General features: G+C 66.3%; 23 protein-coding genes. 11 read left to right on the top strand and 12 right to left on the bottom strand.

Going from position 1 to position 22,078, the window contains the following annotated elements; genetic code table 11:
- Window positions 1–5: 5 nt before the first annotated feature.
- Together EDD33_RS09665 and EDD33_RS09670 are read right to left on the bottom strand one after the other, a co-directional pair.
- Window positions 6–2,291 (bottom strand): ATP-binding cassette domain-containing protein, encoded by a 2,286-nt coding sequence (locus EDD33_RS09665; protein ID WP_123390455.1) that lies wholly within the window; start codon window positions 2,289–2,291, stop codon window positions 6–8.
- The gene (locus tag EDD33_RS09670) at window positions 2,288–3,721 is read right to left on the bottom strand and encodes an MFS transporter (protein ID WP_211332497.1); all 1,434 of its coding nucleotides are present in this window, start codon (window positions 3,719–3,721) and stop codon (window positions 2,288–2,290) included. Before EDD33_RS09670 ends, EDD33_RS09665 begins: the two co-directional genes overlap by 4 nt.
- Before the next feature lie 148 nt (window positions 3,722–3,869).
- On the opposite strand from EDD33_RS09670, the gene EDD33_RS09675 reads away from it, so the two are divergent.
- Entirely contained in the window at window positions 3,870–4,901 is a 1,032-nt protein-coding gene (locus tag EDD33_RS09675; protein ID WP_123390458.1) for a helix-turn-helix transcriptional regulator, read from the top strand.
- Between the two features lie 116 nt (window positions 4,902–5,017).
- Here EDD33_RS09675 and EDD33_RS09680 read toward each other — a convergent pair whose 3' ends face one another.
- Entirely contained in the window at window positions 5,018–5,632 is a 615-nt protein-coding gene (locus EDD33_RS09680) for a recombinase family protein (RefSeq protein WP_010834964.1), read from the bottom strand.
- Window positions 5,633–5,796: 164 nt separating this feature from the next.
- Here EDD33_RS09680 and EDD33_RS09685 point away from each other — a divergent pair, with 164 nt between their 5' ends.
- Together EDD33_RS09685 and EDD33_RS09690 are read left to right on the top strand one after the other, a co-directional pair.
- On the top strand, window positions 5,797–6,030 hold the full coding sequence (locus EDD33_RS09685; protein ID WP_010834965.1) for a ribbon-helix-helix protein, CopG family: 234 nt from the start codon (window positions 5,797–5,799) through the stop codon (window positions 6,028–6,030).
- On the top strand, window positions 6,027–6,269 hold the full coding sequence (locus EDD33_RS09690) for a hypothetical protein (protein WP_010834966.1): 243 nt from the start codon (window positions 6,027–6,029) through the stop codon (window positions 6,267–6,269). The genes EDD33_RS09685 and EDD33_RS09690 overlap by 4 nt, the downstream gene beginning before the upstream one ends.
- A gap of 302 nt (window positions 6,270–6,571) precedes the next feature.
- On the opposite strand, the gene EDD33_RS19760 is transcribed toward EDD33_RS09690, so the two are convergent.
- From EDD33_RS19760 to EDD33_RS09710, 4 genes are all read right to left on the bottom strand, one after another.
- Window positions 6,572–7,051, bottom strand: coding sequence for a hypothetical protein (locus tag EDD33_RS19760; protein WP_148077032.1), 480 nt, complete (start codon window positions 7,049–7,051; stop codon window positions 6,572–6,574).
- 314 nt (window positions 7,052–7,365) lie between these two features.
- Complete coding sequence (locus EDD33_RS09700) at window positions 7,366–7,818, bottom strand: GNAT family N-acetyltransferase (protein WP_123390462.1); 453 nt, start codon at window positions 7,816–7,818, stop codon at window positions 7,366–7,368.
- Between the two features lie 176 nt (window positions 7,819–7,994).
- A complete protein-coding gene (locus EDD33_RS20885; protein ID WP_211332675.1) occupies window positions 7,995–8,213 on the bottom strand; it encodes a VOC family protein in 219 nt (72 codons plus the stop codon).
- A gap of 172 nt (window positions 8,214–8,385) precedes the next feature.
- Window positions 8,386–9,639 carry a methyltransferase gene (locus tag EDD33_RS09710; protein ID WP_123390464.1) on the bottom strand — a complete coding sequence of 418 codons (1,254 nt, stop codon included), beginning with the start codon at window positions 9,637–9,639 and terminating at the stop codon, window positions 8,386–8,388.
- A gap of 257 nt (window positions 9,640–9,896) precedes the next feature.
- Between EDD33_RS09710 and EDD33_RS09715 the strand changes: the two genes are divergently transcribed.
- The 7 genes from EDD33_RS09715 (at window position 9,897) to EDD33_RS09740 (ending at window position 14,966) form a co-directional block, all read left to right on the top strand.
- On the top strand, window positions 9,897–10,349 hold the full coding sequence (locus EDD33_RS09715) for a MerR family transcriptional regulator (protein WP_123390466.1): 453 nt from the start codon (window positions 9,897–9,899) through the stop codon (window positions 10,347–10,349).
- A complete protein-coding gene (locus EDD33_RS09720; RefSeq protein WP_170169770.1) occupies window positions 10,276–10,752 on the top strand; it encodes a VOC family protein in 477 nt (158 codons plus the stop codon). The genes EDD33_RS09715 and EDD33_RS09720 overlap by 74 nt, the downstream gene beginning before the upstream one ends.
- Window positions 10,753–10,754: 2 nt before the next feature.
- Window positions 10,755–11,660 (top strand): arginase family protein, encoded by a 906-nt coding sequence (locus EDD33_RS09725; protein WP_211332498.1) that lies wholly within the window; start codon window positions 10,755–10,757, stop codon window positions 11,658–11,660.
- Between the two features lie 93 nt (window positions 11,661–11,753).
- On the top strand, window positions 11,754–12,578 hold the full coding sequence (locus EDD33_RS09730) for an alpha/beta fold hydrolase (protein ID WP_123390469.1): 825 nt from the start codon (window positions 11,754–11,756) through the stop codon (window positions 12,576–12,578).
- 319 nt (window positions 12,579–12,897) lie between these two features.
- Window positions 12,898–13,677: a hypothetical protein gene (locus EDD33_RS09735; RefSeq protein WP_148077033.1), complete on the top strand. Its 780-nt coding sequence runs from the start codon at window positions 12,898–12,900 to the stop codon at window positions 13,675–13,677.
- An 894-nt stretch (window positions 13,678–14,571) separates the two neighbouring features.
- Complete coding sequence (locus EDD33_RS20890) at window positions 14,572–14,730, top strand: DUF6994 family protein (protein WP_425463848.1); 159 nt, start codon at window positions 14,572–14,574, stop codon at window positions 14,728–14,730.
- A 23-nt stretch (window positions 14,731–14,753) separates the two neighbouring features.
- The gene (locus tag EDD33_RS09740) at window positions 14,754–14,966 is read left to right on the top strand and encodes a hypothetical protein (RefSeq protein WP_123390472.1); all 213 of its coding nucleotides are present in this window, start codon (window positions 14,754–14,756) and stop codon (window positions 14,964–14,966) included.
- A gap of 211 nt (window positions 14,967–15,177) precedes the next feature.
- Here EDD33_RS09740 and EDD33_RS09745 read toward each other — a convergent pair whose 3' ends face one another.
- The 4 genes from EDD33_RS09745 to EDD33_RS09760 form a co-directional block, all read right to left on the bottom strand.
- The gene (locus EDD33_RS09745; RefSeq protein ID WP_123390474.1) at window positions 15,178–15,618 is read right to left on the bottom strand and encodes a hypothetical protein; all 441 of its coding nucleotides are present in this window, start codon (window positions 15,616–15,618) and stop codon (window positions 15,178–15,180) included.
- Window positions 15,619–15,691: 73 nt separating this feature from the next.
- Window positions 15,692–16,606 carry a tyrosine-type recombinase/integrase gene (locus EDD33_RS09750; protein ID WP_123390476.1) on the bottom strand — a complete coding sequence of 305 codons (915 nt, stop codon included), beginning with the start codon at window positions 16,604–16,606 and terminating at the stop codon, window positions 15,692–15,694.
- A gap of 1,239 nt (window positions 16,607–17,845) precedes the next feature.
- Window positions 17,846–18,613: a molybdate ABC transporter substrate-binding protein gene (gene modA / locus EDD33_RS09755; RefSeq protein ID WP_246003662.1), complete on the bottom strand. Its 768-nt coding sequence runs from the start codon at window positions 18,611–18,613 to the stop codon at window positions 17,846–17,848.
- Window positions 18,614–18,773: 160 nt separating this feature from the next.
- On the bottom strand, window positions 18,774–19,385 hold the full coding sequence (locus EDD33_RS09760) for a DUF1294 domain-containing protein (protein ID WP_123390478.1): 612 nt from the start codon (window positions 19,383–19,385) through the stop codon (window positions 18,774–18,776).
- A gap of 156 nt (window positions 19,386–19,541) precedes the next feature.
- On the opposite strand from EDD33_RS09760, the gene EDD33_RS09765 reads away from it, so the two are divergent.
- Complete coding sequence (locus tag EDD33_RS09765) at window positions 19,542–20,987, top strand: competence protein CoiA family protein (RefSeq protein ID WP_123390480.1); 1,446 nt, start codon at window positions 19,542–19,544, stop codon at window positions 20,985–20,987.
- Window positions 20,988–21,180: 193 nt separating this feature from the next.
- Here EDD33_RS09765 and EDD33_RS09770 read toward each other — a convergent pair whose 3' ends face one another.
- A complete protein-coding gene (locus tag EDD33_RS09770) occupies window positions 21,181–22,053 on the bottom strand; it encodes a tyrosine-type recombinase/integrase (RefSeq protein WP_170169772.1) in 873 nt (290 codons plus the stop codon).
- Window positions 22,054–22,078 lie beyond the last annotated feature (25 nt).

The raw sequence follows: 22,078 nt of genomic DNA on the forward strand, positions 1-22,078 counted from the left end.
TTCTCCTAGTTGGTGTCTTGGGTGGTCGGTGTCTGGTGGGTGTGCTTGAGTGCACGGCCGGTGTGGGTGGTGGCGGACATCAGGTCGCAAGGGGTGCCTTGGAAGACGATGTCGCCGCCGTTCTGGCCGGCGTCGGGGCCTAGATCGATGACCCAGTCGGCTCGAGCGATGAGGTCGCGGTTGTGTTCGGCGACGATGACGGTGGTGCCGTCATCGATGAGTTCGTCGAGCAGGTCGACCAGAGTGTCGATGTCGGCGGGGTGCAGTCCGTTGGTGGGTTCGTCGAGGACGTAGATCGGGGCGGTTCGGCCCATCTCGATGGCCAGTCGGAGTCGCTGCCGTTCCCCTCCGGAGAGCTGGGAGAGGGGTTGGCCGAGGGTGAGGTAGCCCAAGCCGACCCGGTGCAGCCGGTCAAGCGTGGTGATGATCGCCGCGACGTCGGTGAAGAGGTCGCGGGCCTGGTCGATGCTGAGGTCGAGGACATCGGCGATGGTGTGCCCGTCCAGGGTGTGGGTGAGCACGTCGGCTGTGAACCTGCGGCCCTCGCAGGTCTGGCATCGGGTGGTGAGGGTCTCCCCGGTGGGGGTGGTGGTGAAGGTGACTCCCAGGCCGGTGCAGTCCTGGCATCCACCGGTGGAGTTGGGGCTGAACAGCGTGGGGCTGACGTGGTTGGCGGTGGCGAACTGCTTGCGGATGTGGTCCATGACGCCGCTGTAGGTCGCCGGGGTAGAGCGGCGCGAGCCACGGATCGGGGTCTGGTCGAGGTGCGCGATCTCCTCGGTGCGGGGCAGTGAGTCGAGCAGCGAGGTCTTGCCGGCGCCGGCGACCCCGGTGACGGCCACCAGCACGCCGAGGGGAATGTCGAGGCTCAGTCCGCGCAGGTTGTTGCGGGTGGTGTGCTCGACGCGGATCTGCCCGATTGGGGTCCTGACGTTCTCCCTGAGGGACCGGGTCCGGTTCAGGTGCTGGGCGGTCACCGTGTCGGCACGCATCAGCTGGGCCGGGGTTCCGGCGAACACGATCTCGCCGCCGCGGTGTCCGGCACCGGGTCCGAGGTCGACGATGTGGTCGGCTGCGGCGATGACGTCGGGGTGGTGCTCGACGACCAGGACATGGTTCCCGCGGTCGCGGAGACGGCAGAGGAGCTCGATAAGTCGGGCGGTGTCGTGAGGGTGCAGCCCGGCGGTGGGTTCGTCGAAGACGTAGGTGAGCTCGCACAGTGGTGAGTCCAGATGGGTGACGGTCCGGATCCGTTGGGCCTCGCCACCGGACAGTGTCGCGGTGGGTCGGTCCAGACGGAGGTAGCCGAGTCCCAGGCGTTCCATGTTGGCCCCGATCGAGACCAGCTGTTGCATCACGGGCCGGGTGGACGGGGGGAGGTCGAGCCGGGTCAGCCAGGCGCCGAGCTCCACGGCGGACATGGCGGTGACGTCGGCGATGCTCATGCCGGCGATGTGGCAGCCGCGAGCGGCGTTGTTGAGGCGGCTGCCGCCGCAGGCCGCGCAGTCCTGCACCCGCGCGCATCGCTGCAGGGCGTCACGTATCCGGGCTGGGAGGGCATCGAGACTCCTGCTCAGGTAGAGGCGTCGGATCTTGGTCAACACCCCCTCGTAGGCCATCGGGTAGGACCCGGTCTCGACGTTGGGTCCGGTGCCGGTGAGCAGCATCGCGAGGTCGGCGGCGGTGTAGTCCTGGACGGGCCGGTCGTTGGCGAAGTGGCCTGAGCGCGCGTAGACCTTCCAGAACAGCGAGTCGACGGCGAAGTTGGGGAAGGTGATGGCTCCCTGGTTCAGGGAGCGGGACCGGTCGATGATCAGGTCGAGGTCGAGGTCGGCCTGCTCGCCAGAGCCGGAGCACTCGGGGCACATCCCTGCCGGGTCGTTGAACGAGAGTGCCTGCGGGCCCGCGACGGCGGGCGTGCCGTGGTGGGCGAACAGCGAACGTAGACGTGGGGTGGCGTCGGTGGCGGTGCCCACGGTCGAGCGGCTGTTGCCGATCATCGGCGCCTGGTTCACCACGATGGCCGCTGTGAGGTGTTCGAGGTGGACGACGTCAGGTCGTGGTGGTTGCGGGACGAGGTTCTGTACCGATGCCGGGAAGGTCGCGGCCAGGAGCCGTTGTGACTCCGCGGCCACGGTGTCGAAGGCCAGCGAGGACTTGCCCGACCCGGACACGCCGGTGAAGACCACCAGCGAGCGTTTCGGGATGTCGAGGTCGATTCCCTTGAGGTTGTTCGTGCGGGCGCCGCGGACCCGGATGAGACGGTCCTGAGCGGCTGATCGAAGCGTCATGATGACGCCTCCTCGACTGGCTGAGCCGCCGTCGGGGCCTCTGCGGGCGCCGCCGTTCTCGGGAGGAGCAGCATCAGCGCCGCGGCCAGGAGGTAGAGACCGATCTCCCATGGCATCACGCGGGCCAGGGCGTCTGAGAATGCCTGCAGCCGGTCGGCGTCCGGTGCCGGGTCGTCGAGGCTGGTGAAGAAGATCGTGCCGAGCGCGGCGATCCCGACCGCGGCGCCGATCTGGTTGACCGTGGACAGCACGCCGCCGGCAGCGCCCGCGTCGCTGCCCGGCACCCCGGCCAGCACCACGTTGACCAGGATGGGTGCGGCCAGGCCGAGGCCGAGGCCGCCAACGAACAGGGCCAGGGCGAGCATCCAGTAGCCCGGGTCGGTCCCGTCCTTGACCAGGACCCAGACCAGCGCCTGGGACGCGGCCAGCACCAGCGCGCCGGTGACCAACAGTGCGCGGCCGGCCTTGGCGGCCAGCGCCACCCCGACGCCGGAGGTGATGATGGAGCCGACGGCGTAGGGCAGCATCACCAGCCCGGTTTCCCATGCGGTACGCCCGGTGCCGGACTGCAGGTACAGCGACAGGGTCAAGAAGAACGCACCGATCGCGCCGAAGAAGACCATCGCGGCCAACAACCCCGCGGTGAAGCTGCGCACCCGCAGCAGAGCCGGGTCCAGCACCGGTTGCGCACCGCGGTCGCGTACTCGGCGCTCGTAGCCCATGAACAGCGCGAACACCACGACGCCGCCGGCCATCATCGCAAAGCCCCACCAGGGCCAGCCCCAGTCGCGCCCCTGGACCAGCGGCAACAACACGAGCACCACCGCGAGCGTGGCCAGGCCGGCGCCGAGCACGTCCAGGGCGCTGCGGCGGGCCTCAGCGGACTCCGGCAGCGCCCGCGCCCCCAGCAGGAGCGCGACCACGCACACCGGCACGTTGACCCAGAAGATGGTGCGCCACCCCAGCCCGAACACGTCCGCATCGACCAGCAGGCCGCCAAGCAGCGGACCGGCGACCGCCGCCAGCCCCTGTACGGCACCGAACGCGCCGTAGGCCTTGGCCATCTCCTTGGGGTGGAAGGAGGACCTGATGATCCCGAACACCTGCGGCACCATCACCCCGCCCGCCAGTCCCTGGACCACCCGAGTCGCGATCAGCACGCCCGGACCGGTGGCCAGCGCACACGCGGCCGAGGCCAACGCGAAGACCGCCAACGACGCGAGGAACACGCGGCGGCGGCCATAGTCGTCGCCGATCCGGCCGCCGGTGATCAGACCCGAGCCCAGCGCCAGCGTGTAGGCGGCCAGCATCCACTGCAGCTGGGCCTGGCTCGCGCCCAGATCGGTTGCAATCGCCGGCGCGGCCACCACGACGATGGTCGCGTCCAATAGGTCCATGAAGGAGGCGAAGAGCACGACGAGCAGCGCCACGCCGGCTACCCGCCCCGTCAGAGCCGCGCCCGGCACACCGGGAGGAGCGTGAGTTGTCGTTGGTTCTTGATTCGAAGAAGTGGTCATGGACCGACCGTGACAGCAGTAGCGGTCACCGAATGACCGCAACCTGAATCAGAATGGCGCTATGGCCGCTACATCAGCTCGGGCACTCGAACTCCTGTCCCTCCTCGTCGCCCGCGACGGCTGGACCGGATCCGAGCTCGCGAGACGCCTCGACGTCAGCGTCCGAACCTTGCGCCGCGACATTGAGACGCTACGAGCACTCGGCTACCCGGTAGCCGCGATGAAGGGACCCGAGGGCGGCTACCGCCTCGCACCCGGCACCAAACTCCCACCCCTGCAGTTCGACGACGAACAGGCCATCGCACTCGCGGTCGCCCTGCAGACCGCGCCCGCCACCGTCTCCGGTCACACCGACGCCGCCGCCCGCGCGCTGACCACCGTCAAACAAGTGATGCCGGCCCACCTACAAGCAGAGGTCGACGCCCTATACCTGACCGCGATCCGCAACTACTGGGCCTTCGGCGCCCCACCGGTCGAACCGGCCACGCTCAAGGCCGTCGGCAACGCCGTCCGCGCCAGTCACCGACTGCGTTTTGACTACCTCACCCAGACCGGACACCGTCCACACCCCGCCGACCGGGACTTCGAACCCCCACTCGAGGTCGAACCACACCACCTCGTCCTGTGGGCCGGTCGCTGGTACCTGGTCGCCTACCAGACACGCGATGCCGGGTGGGGCATCTACCGCGTCGACCGGATACACCCCCGCAGTCCCACCGGGGCGCCCTTCACGCGCCGCGAACTACCCGCTGGCAACGTCGCTGACTACGTCATGTCCTCCCACGACCGAGGAGACACACTGGCCCCCTGGCCATGCCTGGGCACTGTGCTCATCGACCTACCCGCCGACATCGTGGCGCGCTGGGCACCCAGCGGCGCCGTCGTCGAGTACCTCACTGCCACGTCCTGCCGGTTCACCCTCGGGGCATGGTCCTGGGCCGGCGTCGCCGGCCTCCTCGCCACCTTCGACGCCGACTTCACCATCCTCGACCCACCCGAACTCACACACGCCTGCCAACAACTCGCCATCCGCTACCACGCGGCCACAGGCAGAGGACCGAGGAGCGAAGAGTCCACCATCCCGCGGCGGTGACGGATGTCCGCAAGAGGAACCGCTATCGGACGAGGTCCTCGGTGGTTGGCTTCTGGGGTGCGTCGCTCGCCAGCGTCCCGCGTGGGTGTCGGTTGCGGGACGCCAGCGAGATGCTGTCAGCGTCTTGTGGAGGCGTCGACGAGTTCTGCCTTCGCCGCCAGGCGTTGGCGCTGGATGGCGCGATAGACGGTGGAGCGGCCGACACCGAATAGCTCGGCGACCTCAAGGGTGCTGTATTCGCCGCTGTGGACCAGGGAAACCAGGTGTGCCTCTTGCTTCCGGCTGAGTTTGGGCTGCTTGCCCTTCAGCCGACCTTTGGCCTTGGCGACCTTCATGCCCTCGACGGTGCGGAGCCGGATCAGGTCGGACTCGAACTCCGCAACCATGGCCAGGACGTTGAAGAGCAGCCGTCCGACGGCATCGGTGGGGTCGTAGACCGACCCGCCCAGGCTCAGGCTGATCTGTCGAGAGGTGAGTTCGTCCGCGATCGCTCGGGCGTCTGGAAGCGACCGGGCAAGGCGGTCAAGCTTGGTCACCACAAGGGTGTCACCGGCACGGCAGGCCGCGAGTGCCTCGCGGAGCCCGGGCCGTTCTCGGTTGGTGCCCGTCAGGCCGTGGTCGACATAGATGCGCTCGGCCTCAACACCGAGGCCGAGCAGAGCGTCGCGTTGGGCAGTGAGGTCTTGTGCATCGGTGGAGCATCGGGCGTACCCGACAAGTAGTGCGCTCATGGCGCACCTCCCAAAGGTTTGGCCCGGCCACGCCACGGGATGTGGTCGGCTCGGGCATCAGGCTGAACCCGATACCACCAGCGACTGCCTTTCTTTCCCGATCCGCAAGTACCGTCACTTACCGCCGCTTCCCCCGATCCGTTTTTCGTAATACGATTTTGGCCATGGTCAGCGAAGAGCAGATCCAGCAATGGGCGGACGAGGCCGAAGCTGGCTACGGCGTCGACGAGATGAAGCGCCGCGGACGCGGTCGGCCCGGGCGTGGCTCCGAGCCGATGCAGGTCGTTGCAGTACGCCTCACAGCGGACGAGCTCGCTGCGGTCGACGCAATTGCCGAGCGAGAGCACATCACGAGATCCGAAGCGATCCGCAGGGCGCTGGCCGGCTCTGCGGCGTGAGGATCCACGACAGCGCACTCAGACACGGGGTACTCCCAGAGGACGCAGTTCAGGCAGCCGACTGGCCGCTCTGGGTCGAACCGATTGATGACGAGGACTGGCCGCACCGCGAACTACGACTCGGCTTCGACACTCAAGCCCGCCTGCTCGAGACCGTCGTCCTCCTCTTCGAGAGCGGCGACGAGATGGTCATCCACGCCATGCCGGCCCGCAAGCAGTACTGGGATCTCCTGCCCTGAACCGGACGACTCACGCCCCGTAAGCGGGCTGGATACGCGGAACGTGACCAGAACGGGATCGTCACGCGGAGCGTGACCAGAACGGGATCGTCACGCGGAGCGTGACCAGAACGGGATCGTCACGCGGAGCGTGACCAGAACGGGATCGTCACGCGGAGCGTGACCAGAACGGGATCGTCACGCGGAGCGTGACCAGAACGGGATCGTCACGCGGAGCGTGACCAGAACGGGATCGTCACCCGGAGGGTGACCAGACGGGGATCGGCTTGTGGAGCGTGACCACAAGGGCGCGATGAGCAGGTTCACTCGATGGCGTCCCACAGGCCGTTCTCGGTGAACAGTTTGTCGACCTCGTCCAGTTCGACATCGGCGTCTCGTGCGTTCGCGGTGGCGGGGCCCGCGACCCACCAGTCTGCGCCAAGAAGTCCCGCGGACAAGTACGCGCGGGTACCGGGCCCCCGAGGGACGTAGGCGGGGCGCGCCTGCGCTAGCACCTCGCCGTGAGCAGGCTCCCAGAGCCTGATGGCTTCCGGCCCGTCTTCCAGAACGACGCCGTCATACCAACGCCACAGCACGGTCTCAGTGCCGTCGGACGCGGCGGTCATGGCCACTAGATTGCCGGGTTGCACTCGCTCGGTCCGCGGTGCGGGAAACATTGACGCGAATCGGGCGGTGATGAGCCGTCCGTCGCGAAGTACTTCGCATTCATCTTCTCGAACGCGTATCACGACGGCACAGCGGATCACTCGGTCAGCGGGGTCGTGCTCGGTGAAGTCATTCATGAGGGCACCTCTCAAAGGGAGGCGCCACCTGCTGCTGCACTCGGTCAGTCAGCCTCAGGAGGCGCGGAAACCAGAATGGACACGGGTGACGCACCTCCTCTCGCTCGGGCAGCAAGACTGCCACAGCTCCAGCCTGCGCGCCATGAACCGAACGCTAACGGCATGTCCTGCCTCACGGACCGTCGCCGAAGGGATCGGCACGCGGGGTGTCGCAGCGGGATCCCGCACCGGGTCGCTCCGCCAGCCCATTCCGCGGGACGACGCGCAGGTCGCTGGCACCAGCGGGGCTGCAACCGGGCGCCTACCTTCTGGGGTTAGCTGCCGGTGCCGTGGGGAAGGTCTATCTGGTACCTGATGAACCCGGGGCTGACGGCGACCTTGTCGTACAGCCGCCTAGCCGTGGAATTGCTTTCGTGGGTAAGCCAGTAGACCCGGCTGCACCCGGCCGTAGATGCCCAAGCGGCCACCGCGGAGATCAGCGCAGCGCCGACGCCTTGACCCCTCGCGTCCGGCGCGGAGAACAGATCCTGGAGATAGCAGACGTCCGGCGCGGACGTGCTCGGGTGGGTCAAGAAGTGCGTGATTCCAACAAGCCGACCGTCGACTGTTGCCCCACGTGCGTGCATCCGATCGCCAGCCTGGAATTCGCGCCAGGCCCGCTCATACACCTCGTCCGGCTCATCGCGCCCATAGAAGTCCATGTACGCGCGGAACAGTGCCTCCCAGCTGCTCCGGTCCGATGGGTGAAGCAACCCGACTTCCACCATGCGCTGCGCCTTTCGTCCTGGCCGTGAGCCGCCCTTGGTGCGCAGAAACTACCACCGAGGATGGTCACCCTCGCGTGAGGATCGTGTTGGGACGACGACAGGATTGCGCCGAGCTACTCGGGCACAGACACGAGACAGAAAGGGATGTCCCGCGGGGTCGGCGTAGCCCCGCCAGGCTAAGAACCAGGGCCTACAACAACGGCCAGCGGACGAGCACCGGCCCTTTCCACTGCGAGGCTGGCGTCGTGTAGATCGTCGACGCGAAGGTCGAAGTGTGCATGTTGGTTTCCGTGCTCCCTCGGCCACGAGGGTGGCCGGCAGTCAGCAACAAGATGAAAGGAGAAGCGGGCCGACGGGCTCTCATCGAGGAGTCCGCCAGTCGGAATTGCCCTCAGGCTCGGACAGGCCGAGGACCTCCTGCCAGAAGCGCGCCAGTTGCTCGGCGTCGTGGCACTCCAAGATCAACTACGTCAGCCGGCCCACCGTCATTCCTTTAACCTATGCCGAGCTCTCTCCTTGCGGTGCTCACCGCGTGACGATCGTGTTTCGGTGCGGTCGTCAAAGTTCTTAGTTGCTCGCCACGGCCTTGAAGAAGGTGTAGCAGAAGACGCCATCGTCCTTGGTGGTGCGGAGCAGGTGCTCGATGCCTTCGTCGAAGCGGTGGGGCTCGATGAGCCCGGCGGAGAGTGCGGCCTGACGGACGCCCTGGATCATGGCGGTGAAGGTCTTGCGGGTGAATCCATCGACGAGTCCGGGCCGGCTGGCATCGACGTACACCTGGCGCGGGGAGACCGCGACGTCCTGGTAGCCGGCGGCGTGCAGCAGTGGATAGAGGCGGCGGCCGATGAGGGCGTCACCGCCGGCAAGGTGCTGCAGAGTGACCTGACAAGCGATGGCCTCGCGTGCGGCTTGGCTGTCGGGGTGGAAGTACGTCGAGCCGTGGTCGCCCTCGATGACCGTCATCGTTCCGCCTGGTTTGAGCATGGCCCGGAGGTTCATCAGGGCCGTTGAGGGGTCGGCGAGGTGCTCGAGCAGGAAGCAGACGAAGACGTGGTCGAAGCTCCCGGCCGACAGAGGACCCTCCCCGGCCGGCAGATCGAGGACGTCTGCTTGCAGGAAGGTGATGTCGTGCATGCCCGCGTCTGCGGTGCGTCGGCGCGCTTCGTCGAGCGACGACGCCGAGAGGTCGATGCAGGTGAGTGCTACACCGGGCGACTTCTGAGCCAGGGTGACGGTCTGAGCACCGATGCCGCATCCGACCTCGAGGACAGAGACTCCCGGCGGGTAGCCGGTGTCGTTGTGGAGCAGGTCAATCAGTGAGCCGGCCTGATCGGTCAGTCGCTGGTTCTCCACGCTGTGGTAGCCGTGGACGTACTGCTCAAACATGGTCATGGATTCGATCACTCTCATCAGCGCGTGAGCCTGCCGGTCAGTGGTGGCATCGGTGGTGTCGCCGGGTACGGCATCCTCCAGTGAGCCCACGAGGGCTGCCAGCCGGTCGCGTAACAGACTGCGTCGACGTAGGTCGCGGTCCAGGTCCTGGAGGTGGGCCCGAAAAGTCTCGACAGGATCGGGGTCTTGCTCGTCAAGCAACGCAGCGACCCGGCCCAGACTGATCCCTGTCCGCCGCAGCGCCAGCGCCCGGTACAGCCTTGTTACCTGGTCCGACCCGTACCGTCGGTGCCCGTTTGCTGAGCGGTCGGCGCTCACCAACCCCCTGTCCTCCCAGTGGCGCAGCACCCGCACCGACAGCCCGCTCGCTTTCGCAAGCTGCCCGATCGTCCAGGACGACGACCGCGTCCTGGGCTTCTCGGCATCCATACTCAGAACCGTAGAACCTCACACAGTGTGAGGATCAAGTCCCCGTCACCTCTAGGCGCAACTACCCAGAACCGGTGACATTGGTCGTACGGCCCCCGCCAACCTCGTTGCAGCCGTCTCGCCGAATGAGAGCGCTGTTGCCCAGAACGGGATGGGCTCGCGGAGCGACCCGGTGACCGATCCGGTACCGGGTCAGAACGGTTGCGATAGTGCGGCCGACGGGAAGTCTTGGGTAGCAGTGGGCGTTAGATGCCATCGTGAGAATCGGCGAACTGGCAGAACGGTCGGGCGTCAGCGCCCGGTCGCTGCGCTACTACGAGCAGCACGGGCTTCTCTCCCCCCGCCGCAACCGCGCCGGGCACCGGACCTACGTTGCCTCGGACGTCGACAGGGTCGTCGAGATTCAGGAGTTGTTCGCGGCCGGGTTCTGCAGCGCGGGCGTCCGCGAGGTCCTGCCAGGTGTGCTCGACCCCGCCTCGGGTGACCTGGCGAGGCTGGGTGCCCGCATGCAGGAGGCACGCATCAGGCTCCAGCGGGAGCTGCGCGAAGTGGAGCGGGAGCTCGAGGTGCTCGCAGGGGTGCAGGAACGGCTCGGACTTGCCCCTGACACGCATGTGAGGCCACAGACTGGCTCGCATGACGACGTCAGCCCCGACCCCAAGTCCCCCACGCCAGCTCCGACTGATCATCGAAACCGACGACTTCGATGAGGCCGTGCGGTTCTACCGTGACGTCCTCGGCATGCCTGAGCAGCCCGCGTTCGCCACCACCGGCGAGGACCGCGTTTCGATCCTTCACGCAGGCACGGCGACCGTCGAAGTGGCCACACCGCAGCACGTCCGGACCATCGACAACATCGAAGGCGCGCCACACGCAGGCGGCCCGACGCTGCGCCTGGCCTTGGAGGTGGACAACACCGAAGCGACGCTCGCGGCGACCGACGGCGCTGGAGCCACGCGCATCGCGGAGCCTGTCGAAACGCCCTTCCGCACGATCAACGCGCGAGTCCAGGGGCCGGCCGGCTGGCAGGTGACCTTCTTCCAGGAGCTCGAGTCACTGGATCAGCGATCAGCGCGTGACGGATTCACCACTGACGACCGACGTGCACGATGACGGTGATCGGCCTGCTGTCCGCCCCGACCAACCTGGGCCTCCGCCCGCCGGAGGCCCACGGCGTTCCGGGCACGTCGAAGGCGCCTGGAGCGCTGCGAGAGGCTGGTCTCCACATGCGACTCGCAGCACGCGGCGCAGTCGACGACGGTGTCATACTCGCAGGCCGCTACGTCGACGACCACGTCCCGGGCTCGCGGCGGATCCGGAACCAGGAAGCAATCCTCGACCACGCCCGCCGGCTCGCGAGGCGGCTCGACCGCATACTGGAGACCGGACATGCACCGCTCGTCCTCGGCGGCGACTGCAGCCTCCTAGTCGGCACCGGACTCGCGCTGCGCCGACGCGGCCGGCACGGCGTCGTCCACATCGACGGCCACACCGACTTCCGTCACCCGGGCAACGACGACGCCTGCGCGAGCCTGGCGGGCGAGGACCTCGCCGCACTCGTTGGTTTGCACTGGCCCGCCGTGTCGGGCCTTGACGGGCTCGCGCCATACGTCGACGCTGCTGACGTCGTACACATCGGATGCCGAAGCGACGACGAACACCTTGGCGAGGTGCGCCGCATCCTCGGCGACACCATCACCGCGGACGACGTGCTCCGCGACGCCGGCAATGCGGCCAAACGGGCACAATCGGTCGTGGATCGCGCGGACCTCGCCGGCTATTGGCTGCACGTCGATGTCGACGTACTCGATCCGTTCTACCTTGCAGCCGTCGACAGCCCGACTCCCGGCGGGCTGTCGCCAGACGACCTCGTGGGCCTCCTGGCCGCGCTCGCCCCAGCGGCGCTCGGCGCCCAGATCACCGTGTTCGACCCCGACCTCGACCCGGACGGCACCCAGGCCAAGATGCTGGGCGATATCATCGTCGCCGGGCTCAGCGATCTCGGCTCCTGGCGAGCATGACGGCTTACGTGGAGCCTGACAGTCCAGGGTCGTCGCGTGGAACCAGCACCGACGCGGCGATCGGCCGCGGGTGCTGGCTGTAAAGATGGCGCGATGCTGACGGAGACTTTCACCTGGCAAGACGGTTCGCAGGTTCGGTGGTCGCGACAGGGTTCTGGCCCGGCGCTGGTGTTTTGCCACGGCACGCCTTGGTCCTCGACGTTATGGGCACCCATCGCTGACGCCTTAAGCGCCGACTTCACCGTCTACCTGTGGGACATGCTCGGCTACGGCACCTCCACGATGGCCAGCGGGCAGGATGTCTCGCTGGCCACGCAGGGAAGGCTGCTCGCTGCCTTGCTTGCGTACTGGGAACTCGACCAACCGGACGTGATCGCGCACGACTACGGCGGCGCGGTGTCGCTGCGCGCTCACCTATTGCACGGCGCCAAATATCGCTCCCTGGCCCTAGTCGACGTCGTTGCCTTGGCGCCATGGGGCTCGGAGTTCTTCAGACTCGTTGCCGACAACGCAGACGTGTTTGCCCAGGTTCCGGCCCCCCTGCACGAGGCACTGGTTCGCACCTACATCGGCGGCGCGGCCCACAATCCTCTTAGTGTCGAACAGTTGAGCACGCTCGTCACCCCCTGGCTCGGCGCAAAGGGGCAACCCGCGTTCTACCGGCAGATCGCGCAGGCCGACCAGCGCTACACAGACGAGATAGAGACGCTATACGCGACGCTAGAACTTCCCGTGTTGATAGCTTGGGGAGCGGAAGACGCCTGGATTCCCGTGGACCGCGCCCATCGGCTCGCTGAACTCATCCCCAGCACCGAATTTCACGTGGTCCCCAGGGCCGGGCACCTGATCCAGCTCGATGCACCTGAGCACCTGACCGCGCTATTGCAGCGGTGGTTACTCGCGAAATCGTCCCATTAGTAGAACGTCATACGGACACTTCGTGGGCCGTGAGCCGGCCGTCGCACGGGTGGTTCCACCAGGCCCGTCCGCGATGCTTATCGGGACTGGCATGGCTTATGGCTCGGGCTGCACCACCTCGCGGCGCAGCCGCGTCCCGCAGGCGGCGATGTGACGCGCTCTGGCGAGGCGCGTGCGCCGTGGCAGACGGGCTCAACCCATCCCGGTATGCGCTCGACCCGCTCAGGGTTAGGTGGGCCCTCAGAGCAGCTGAATCGGGGTCGGACAACTACGTCGGCGTGTGACGATTGGCGCAACATGGGCTCTAGAGTTCGGCACTGTGACTGAGAACTTCCTCAACCAAGACGAGCGCGCGAGGACTTACCTCGGCGTGGAAAACACTGCCATTACGAAGCTCGCTCTTGCTGTTGCTGTTCTCGTCATCGGCATCTTTGTCTGGGCGCTCGCGGACGCCGTTTCAGCTCCGCTTGATACAACGGCTTCCGTTCTCGCCGTGCTGGGTTTCCTGCTCACTGGCGGCGCCCTAGCGGTAGCGATGCTGGTGTTTCAGGTGCAGCGCCAGGACAGCCGAGACCAGGCGATCGTGACGTCGGTGCAGTTGGCTGGTCTCCGGGATCAACTTGCAGAGATGGCACATGCGCACTCATCCGCGGAGATTGAGGCCGATCTTGCCGCCATTGCAGAATCGCCGGATGACGCCGACCAGGGGGACCAGGAAGACGTAGACAGCACTGAGGCACCAAGCGAGACGCTGCTGTTGGCGAAGACATTGCGAGCACTCGGGGTCTCTGACGAGAAGCTTGCTGGGATTGAGCCATTCCGGGGCTCCGATATACCTCTTCGCCCTCTGTCCATCTTGCGAAGCGGACTCGCCAGCAACCCGTCATACGCTCGAGTAGTTGAGGGAGACCCAGACCAAATCAAGCCAAGAGACCTCGCTGCTTACCGCAGGACCGGGGTCAGAGGGCCGAGCACGTGGTTCCTGGTCGTCCCAACGGCCCCGGGACGCGGGCGAGGGGCGGACGCGCGACGGGGAAGGTCAGTTTGGAAGGTCTCGCTACTGACCGACCAGATTGAGCGGCTGGACGAGCCCTCCTGACGCCGACCGGCTTACGGGCTCCGAAGGGTGTCTAACTCAGGCTTGCGCCGTCCAGCAACAGTAGACCGACAGGCGGCGGTAAGACGCCCCTTGTCGTCGTGCCGGATCCTGGCATACCCCGGACACTCAATCGAGCGCCCATCGTGCGTGCTCGAACCGAACTGGCGGCGCGCCCGCGGGCTGCTGACCCGTGGTTACTGACCCAGTGCCGTCCATCCAAGCTCGGCGCCCGCTTGATCGAAGAGCCGGACTCGGGGCGCTCGGTGGCCCAGCCACACGACGACGGGTCTTCGATGCCACGGGATCGAGACAGGACGTCTGTCACGTCCCACGTCGATCGCGCCGACGTGCTCGCACACAGCCACCGAGGCATAGCCGATCCACCTGCTTCCCACCCGCCCGCCATTCCAAGAGCTACCGCCACCGCCGGTCGAGTAAGCGTGCTCGCGCGACGGGTCGCAGCGCGGGGTCCAGAGCAGTTCGTCATAGGGGAAGCAACAACCGCTGCCACCACCGAGCATGCGCCAGACCCCGTCCTTTCGCGCGAGTACGTGCGAATCCCATTGTGCGCCACCATGGACACGGCACAGGAACTCCGTGACCGCGATATCGCCGTCCACGTCGACCGCAATTGGTTGATAACGGCGACGCCGGCTCAGGCGTGCCGGCTCGTCTGACACCCCGCCCTCGATCAGTCGGAGTGACTCCGCGAGATGGTCGTACATCTCTCGCACAGTAGGGCACACGAACCGCCGCGCGGTCGCTTTGGCGGCGGGATGGCTCGCGTAGCGAACGGTCGCGCGGGGACGTCATGCAAGCCGATTCTCATGCGAGGCAACATGCCGTCCATCTAGGCCCTCTTCCTGACGTCCCCGATCTGGGGGTCATGACCGAATGTCGATCGACACCGCCTTCGATGTCAGGACCGACGCCGGTGGCAGGGACCCGGACTCCTACAGTCCGACGCTTCGCGATTACCACCAGATCCTCTGGACCAAGCCGCTGCCGAGAGGAGTCCGGGATCACGGTTGGGAACGTCCCGTTTGCGGCTAGGGCGACGGCTTACCCTTCACGGCATGCGGAACCGAGCCGGCGCCTGGAACCTGCTGTTCAGGTCATTGGCGTTCTCGGCGTTCATGGTCATCCTCTTGGCCGCACTGGGGTTCGGCATGGGTACCGTCGAACTGATGATCTGGCTTGCCGCGGTCGTCGTCGGTGTCATCCTGATCGTCCGGCGGTACCGCGACGCGGATCCGGGAATGCCGACAGCGCCAAGAGGCAACCGGTAACTAGTTGTGCGGCATCGCTCACGGATAGACGCCCTCTGCATGGACATCGCGCTGGTGCCGCTCGCGCTGGCCTTCGAGACCGTCGGTGAGGCCCAGCTCAAGGCCTACCTGGCTGGTCGCGACTGACGGCTGGTCTCCGCCGATGGGCACCGGAATGAACAAGTGGCCAACCGGTCCGGCCTGCCAGCGTCGTGCTCAGCAGGTCCGCGCCTCAGTCCAGGGGGAGTTCGACCGCTCGCTCGAGCCGGCGCACCCAATAGCGAACGGCTGCGAGTTGCTTGTCCAGGAAGGCGTCATCGATCCACACGGTCTCGATGGCGCCAGGTTCCTGCACACGTAATTTCACCAGCTTGACGTCACCTGATCGCGTTGTGCCCGGTCGTGCATGGAGGACCGTGTTTCTGCGTCTCGCGACGTCGAGCAGCGCCCTGACAGAGGTGGCAACGAAGTGCTGGACGTTCGGACGGCTCGACAGTTCCGGCAGCACGCCCTGGAGCGTGCGGGCGATGGCGCCGGTCGGGAGCCCGTGCAAGGTGACGGCGTCGATGGACGTGCTCGCTAATCGAATGTCGTCAATGATCAGCCACTCGACACGAGACACCTGGTAAGCGAGTTCGCCGATCTTGAATAGGTACTCGCGCGAGGGGTCCACCCCGACAGTTTGCTTCGCGAAACCCTCACGAGGCGCGGTTAGGCGGAAGTCGACGGAGGAGCAGCCGATAGTTCTACACGCCAGCCACGTAGGCGGTGAGGAAGTGGACGCCGTGACGGTCGAGGTTGCCTCGGGCGCGGTCGTAGTGCTCGGTGGTACGTGGGTCGGCATGGCGGGCCAGGATCTGGGCGTCCCGCAACGGGACGCCTGCGTCGAGGGCGTTGGTGATTGCTGCGTGCCTCAGCGAGTGGGGGCTTATGTGTCGCGGGATGCCGGCTGCCTTCGCGACCCGCAGCACCATCCGATAGACGTCACGGCGATCGATCGGCGCACCAGACATGGGCCGCCGCACCAGAGGTCCGCTGGTGCGTTCGCCGCGACAGGCCTCGAGTACCCGCAGTACCGGGACCGTGAGCGGCATCGTGGCGGGCTTGTCGCCCTTGCCGACCAGGTGCAGGACGCGGTGGCCGCGCAGGGTCTCGGCGTAGTCCTCGATGCGGACCGAGGCTGCTTCTGAGGCTCGGAGGGCGTTGATGCCCAGCAGGTAGGCGAGGGCGCCGTGGTGGACGGTGATGGTTTGGGCGATCTGGAGGAACCGGATGAGCTCGAGTCGGTCTAGGCCCTGGGTCCTGGACTCGTCGTGGTGGACCTTGGGCAGTCGGGCATACACCGCCGGGTCGGCAGGGATGAGGCCATCGATGTGGGCGAAACGGAAGAACCCGCGGACGCCGTGCATCATCGTGTTGGTCGAGGACGCCATCAAGCCGGCCTCGCCCAGGCTGCGGATGTAGAGCTCGACGTGGGCTCGCTGGATGCCGATCAAGGGGTCCAGGCCGTTGGTCTCGCACCACTGGAACCAGCGGCGTAGTTGGTAGGAGTAGAGCTCGTGAGTGTGGCCGGCGTACCTGGCCAGGAACGAGACCGCAGCCAGCTGTGCAGTCGTCATGGACATGGGCTGGAACGGCAGGAGCCGCGTGGTGTTCGACATGGGGGCACCTCATGCGACGACCCAGCGCGAGGCCTGGCCGCGCTCGCCGCCGACACGACGAGGCACTCGAAGTTCGGACGCTACCGCTGGCGCCTACCTTCGGCAGGCGGCGGTGTGACACAACTCCGCAGCAGGGGCATCGAATTCGTGGACGTCAGGGCGCGCTGCTCTACACGGACGGTCAGTGGCGGGGACCTACGGATCGGTGACGTCGTAAGCCCGCGAGCGCGTGTCGACGGCTAGGGACCATGTGGCATCCTTCGGCGCTCGGATCTCAATGCCGGTGCGACCTGACACTTCAGCGGCGTTCTTGAAAGCGAACGAGCCTCCGCCGACCGGGCGGCCGCAGCCGATGGCTCCGGATCTGTTGGCCAGGGCCACCGAGACAAAGCCCTTGTCTCCGCTGCATTCGATGCGAACTCGCACGTACCGAGCATTTGCGTCCAGTTGGACCTCATCCTGACGGCTCGTGCCAGCTTGACGAGAGGCCGTGAAAACTCGTGTGTCGGCGGTGTCACGAGAGAAGCCCTGGGTGGGCCGTGAGGATGACTCCGAGCACCCTCCGACTAGCAGGAAGAAGGCGCACAACGCAGGCGCGACTCGAGCCCTCGGCGGGTGCACTCTCACGACGCCGAGTATGCAGCGAGGCCGGCGGTTCGCGCATCTGAACAGCAGGCCCTGCACATCGGCGCTGCCAGGAACCACACGTGCGTCACGCCGCCGAACGTGCCTGATGGCAACCCGTGTCAAACCAACGAGCTGAGTACCCCCGCGCACCCGATATGCCGCGCACGACGCACGTGGTCAGACCGTGCGCGTCGCTGCCCATGTGGGCTGCCAGCAGAGTGCTAGACGATCCATTTGCGCTACGGGTCGCGCACGTGCGCGGGGCACGAGGCATCTGCCTCACCGCTAGGTTCTGATCAGGGCGACGGTATGGCTGACACGCGGCGGGAGGACACCCGCATCGCAAACATGTGCGGATGGTTGTGCGGTGCCATGGATACGGTCGGTACGTGGACCACGTCGCATCTCTCATCGCCGCGACCCCGTCGCTCGATCGGCCCGTGCTGCACGAAGCGATAGTCGCACTGACTTGGCCCGCTCATCGGCGGATCATGCTTCCGGCACGCGGCGGTGTGACGCGGGATCGACTCAACGCAGGGGCCTGGAGATCAATGGCAACGCGTCTCACGCAAGTGGCGTGACCGCCGAGTCGTACTCCGGTCGGGGGTCTCGTCAACCCGTCTCTTGTGGGGCTCCGAAACCGGCTGTCCGCAACAAGGTCCTGCTGGCTGGGGACGTCACGATCTGCACGAAGTCGCGTGCCAGTCGCGCGTGGTCTGAGTCCTTGACGGTGGCGATGCCGTACGACGACCCAATCGCGAAACGAGGCGGGATCTCCACTGTTTCGACGGGCTGGCGCGATGCCAGGACGTCAGTGGCGTAGACGATGCCAGCGTCCGCGGCCCCTCCCGCAACCTGGTCCAGGACGTCCTGCTCGTCGTAGGCGCGCGTTGGCTTCACGGTGAGGCGCAGTAGGCCAAACGCGTCCCTGGCCAGGTCGCCGCACGCATCGTGCTGACCGCGAGGGCAGACAGCGACGTCCAAGTCTTCGCGCACGAGGCTGGCGGGTCCAGTGATCGTGCGCGGGTTTCCGCGAGGTACGACGATCACGGCGCGGTTGGTGATGAAGAAGGTTGGTGTGTCGATGTCCGCCAGGGCCTCGAGGCGGTCCATTGACTGTGGCGTGGACGCTACGAAGACGTCGGCTGACTCGCCTTGCTCTAGTTGCCGAGCCAGCGAGGCGCCGCGTCCGAACCGGAACTCCACGTGGGTCCCCGGGTGGTCTTGTTCGAACTGTCCGGCCATGGTTGTGAGAGTTGCGGCCATCGAGGGAACTGCAAAGACTCGAACCACGGTGGTGTCTGGCTTCGTCAGACTGCACGACGAGGTCAGCGCGGCCGAGACGGTCGCGAACACGATCGCGGCAGCCCGGGCCTTCATCACGCTTCCAGCCTGGCAGAACCCGCGGCCAACGTCCGCGCATCGCACCATCTGGTCTATGTGTCACGCCCTCGCGCCCACGCGCGAGGCACTGGGTATCCGCCTCCCCCCTAGGCCGAGAGGCGTCGGCGTGGCTGACACGCGGCTGAATGACCGCCTGTCAGGGCAGCGGCAGAGGCGCCTCAAGCACAAACCATGCGAGTGCCACGCAGTTCGCGACGACCGTGAACCAGAAGATAGTACGGAACGGTTGCTTGGTCGTCTTGTGTCGAAAGACCATCCGCGCGACCAGCGCACCCGGCCAACCCCCGATGAGGGCGATCGTGTGAAGAGTGGACTCCGGCGTGCGCCACCTGCCCTGTTCCGCGGCGGTTTTATCAGCGCCGTACATCAGCAACGCAACTCCACTGAAAAGACCGTAAGCAGCTAACAGCGTGACGGGCAGCGCGTCCAGCATCAGAAGACCCACGAGGAGGATGAAGAACAGGAGCGCGATAGCGATCGCCAGGGGTAGCTTGCTGAACCCGACACGTCTGGCTGATTCAGCACCCAGGTATCGCACCTCCGATGCGCGCGCCCGGTTGCGCTCGTCTCGCAGCTCGGCATAAGTGACTTCGCAACCGGTGACGGGCCGTCGGCCACGCGGGAACACACTTACGTGCGCGAACACCCGCGAGCCTCCAGCAGCCGGCTCGATGAAGCCGAAGCCCCGGTCGTCGTTCCATTCGGCCAGGACCCCTTGCCGGCGCCCGACGGTGTCATCTGAAGTCACGTCGTCGGCTCCTTGGCTCCCATATCGCTAGGCTGAACATTCAGGGGCGCGTTAGGGGTGGCTACCTACATCCACGCCGTGAGTACCGGCTGATGGGCATCATGCGACGGTTGATGTCGCCGCGGGTCAAAATCAGAGAAACGGTCGCACGCGGCGGTGGAACGCGAGTTCGACGTTGCCGGCTTCGTTGATCGTCTCCAAGACGACGGGGTTCTACCCGACACTTGCTCCATGGTCGCCCAGCCACATCCTGCGGACCTACTTGCCGCATTTCAGAACGGCGAACGCCGTTTGGTTTACGCGCGCTACCGCGACTCGCCGAACGCCCCCGCATACTTCCTTGTCAATGGGACTGCCGGTGACCCGGCTCTCAGGAAGTGGGTCGCGGAGAACCTAGAGTGTTTGATCTCCGATTGCCCCGACCCGCGTCTCTCCCTCGTACATAGGAGCCGCTCCGGCCGCAGGGACGGCTTCGCACACCGGTCGGGTTCCGGGAGTCACGCCAGCGAGGGTCTGTTCCACCAGCAAGCCAAAGCAATGTTGATCGCATGGGTCGATCGCCAGTACCCGCACATCAACGCGGTTCCCGAGATGCCGACACCCTTACGTGAGCGTCGCGCCGATGTGATGTTGACCTGGCCAGACGGGCGACGCGCTGCGGTTGAGGTCCAGTACGCGGCCTTGACCGTGGCCGCCTGGGAGAGACGGCACGAGTCGTACCTTGCCGAGGGCGTCACCCCCATCTGGCTTCTTGGTCATTCCGGCCCGTACCTACGGAGTGCTCGTCCTCGCTCGTACGAGCTGCCCGAGTCGGTGGCCGGGCAGGTACAGGTTCAGGCCCTTCACGAGGCGATGACAGAGGCGGGTGCGCCAGTCTTGTGGGTGAACCCGCTTGACCAATCGATCGCGACCCCGTGGGTCTGTACTCAAGTAGCAGGCAGAAAGCTCGCGGTATCCGTGTCCCCAGGCGGCGACCGCCGCGCTCATATCCGCGTCGACCCCCTGGACGCCTGTCGCCTGGACCCGACCCGCGGGCTGATTAGCCCGGCGATGGACCACCTAGCAAGACTTCGTGCTGCCTTCGCCGACCGGCTCGCTCAGGACGCAACCAGGCCGCTTCCCCCGCCAGCGTCACCGCGCGTAAATGCAGAACTGATATCAACCGATAATGCTCAGAGAGAGAAAATCCTGGCGCAACACGAGGTCTGGTTGGCCTCTGACGTGCGGGCTCAGTTTGTCAGGATGTTTGGAGAGATCCCCGAACTTTTTTCCAAGACGCACGCCGAACAAGACCAGATCGAGGCGTATCCAGAGATGTGGCGATGCATCTTGTACCAGGCGTTGATCCATGGGAGGCGCCTCCAATACCTGACTTACGACGACTGCTTCGCGGTGCTCGACTCCCACGGCATCGACCAGGGCCCGACACGACGCACCGCCATCCACAGCTTCCTCCGGCACCTGGAGGAGCAGGGCATCTTGTACATGCCTAGATACGGCGGAGGCGCCGTCCGCATCATGGTTCTCAGACCCCTTCGCACGCTGGCCGAAGGTGCAGACGTGTTGCACACCGACGGCTCGGCGCCTATGACATCCAGCTGACAGTTAGCGCCACTTGAATTTCGAACCACACTGTCCCGAGGGCCAACGAGTGCCACTGCCTAAAGGGCTCTTACCTCGAGTTGAGAGCCCGTGGGCGTGGAGGTATGCGCATCCAATTTGCTGGCGGCCGCCCGTGCGTCGGACGAATACCCCTCAGCTTGTGGCACCCGGGCGGTGCAGGTCGCTGCCCATATCAGACGCTAGCGACGTAGGCGGTGAGGAAGTGGACGCCATGACGATCAAGGTTGCCTCGGGCGCGGTCATAGTGCTCGGTGGTGCGGGGGTCGGCATGGCGGGCCAGGATCTGGACGTCCCGTAACGGGACGCCTGCGTCGAGGGCATTGGTAATCGCCGCATCCCTCAACGAGTGCGGGCTGATGTGTCGCGGGATCCCGGCCGCCTTCGCGACCCGCCGCACCATCCGATAGACGTCCCGGCGGTCGATCGGCGCACCGGACACGGGTCGCCGCACCAGTGGTCCGCTGGTGCGTTCGCCGCGACAGGCCTCGAGTACGCGTAGGACCGGGACCGTGAGAGGCATGGTGGCGGGCTTGTCGCCCTTGCCGACCAGGTGCAGGACGCGGTGGCCGCGCAGGGTCTCGGCGTAGTCCTCGATCCGGACTGAGGCTGCTTCTGAGGCTCGGAGGGCGTTGATGCCCAGCAGGTAGGCCAGGGCGCCGTGGTGGACGGTGACGGTTTGGGCGATCTGGAGGAACCGGATCAGTTCGAGCCGGTCCAGGCCCTGGGTCCTGGACTCGTCGTGGTGAACCTTCGGAAGTCGGGCGTACACCGCCGGGTCGGCAGGGATGAGGCCGTCGATGTGGGCGAACCGGAAGAACCCACGGACGCCGTGCATCATCGTGTTGGTCGAGGACGCCATCAGTCCAGCGTCGCCCAGGCTGCGGATGTAGAGCTCGACGTGCGCGCGCTGGATCCCGATCAGCGGGTCCAGGCCATTGGTCTCGCACCACTGGAACCAGCGGCGCAGTTGGTAAGAGTAGAGCTCGTGGGTGTGTCCGGCGTACCTGGCCAGGAACGAGACCGCAGCCAGCTGCGCGGTCGTCATAGAAAGGGGCTGGAACGGCAGGATC

This window comes from Nocardioides aurantiacus (assembly GCF_003752505.1).
GTDB classification, from domain to species: domain Bacteria; phylum Actinomycetota; class Actinomycetes; order Propionibacteriales; family Nocardioidaceae; genus Marmoricola; species Marmoricola aurantiacus.

What these genes read in the sequence shown, in the direction of transcription:
- EDD33_RS09665 (WP_123390455.1), bottom strand. Translation starts at nt 2,291, where the DNA reads ATGACGCTTCGATCAGCCGCTCAGGACCGTCTCATCCGGGTCCGCGGC.
- EDD33_RS09675 (WP_123390458.1), top strand. Translation starts at nt 3,870, where the DNA reads ATGGCCGCTACATCAGCTCGGGCACTCGAACTCCTGTCCCTCCTCGTC.
- EDD33_RS09680 (WP_010834964.1), bottom strand. Translation starts at nt 5,632, where the DNA reads ATGAGCGCACTACTTGTCGGGTACGCCCGATGCTCCACCGATGCACAA.
- EDD33_RS09685 (WP_010834965.1), top strand. Translation starts at nt 5,797, where the DNA reads ATGGTCAGCGAAGAGCAGATCCAGCAATGGGCGGACGAGGCCGAAGCT.
- EDD33_RS19760 (WP_148077032.1), bottom strand. Translation starts at nt 7,051, where the DNA reads ATGAATGACTTCACCGAGCACGACCCCGCTGACCGAGTGATCCGCTGT.
- EDD33_RS09700 (WP_123390462.1), bottom strand. Translation starts at nt 7,818, where the DNA reads ATGGTGGAAGTCGGGTTGCTTCACCCATCGGACCGGAGCAGCTGGGAG.
- EDD33_RS09710 (WP_123390464.1), bottom strand. Translation starts at nt 9,639, where the DNA reads ATGGATGCCGAGAAGCCCAGGACGCGGTCGTCGTCCTGGACGATCGGG.
- EDD33_RS09720 (WP_170169770.1), top strand. Translation starts at nt 10,276, where the DNA reads ATGACGACGTCAGCCCCGACCCCAAGTCCCCCACGCCAGCTCCGACTG.
- EDD33_RS09730 (WP_123390469.1), top strand. Translation starts at nt 11,754, where the DNA reads ATGCTGACGGAGACTTTCACCTGGCAAGACGGTTCGCAGGTTCGGTGG.
- EDD33_RS20890 (WP_425463848.1), top strand. Translation starts at nt 14,572, where the DNA reads ATGTCGATCGACACCGCCTTCGATGTCAGGACCGACGCCGGTGGCAGG.
- EDD33_RS09740 (WP_123390472.1), top strand. Translation starts at nt 14,754, where the DNA reads ATGCGGAACCGAGCCGGCGCCTGGAACCTGCTGTTCAGGTCATTGGCG.
- EDD33_RS09750 (WP_123390476.1), bottom strand. Translation starts at nt 16,606, where the DNA reads ATGTCGAACACCACGCGGCTCCTGCCGTTCCAGCCCATGTCCATGACG.
- modA (WP_246003662.1), bottom strand. Translation starts at nt 18,613, where the DNA reads ATGAAGGCCCGGGCTGCCGCGATCGTGTTCGCGACCGTCTCGGCCGCG.
- EDD33_RS09770 (WP_170169772.1), bottom strand. Translation starts at nt 22,053, where the DNA reads ATGACGACCGCGCAGCTGGCTGCGGTCTCGTTCCTGGCCAGGTACGCC.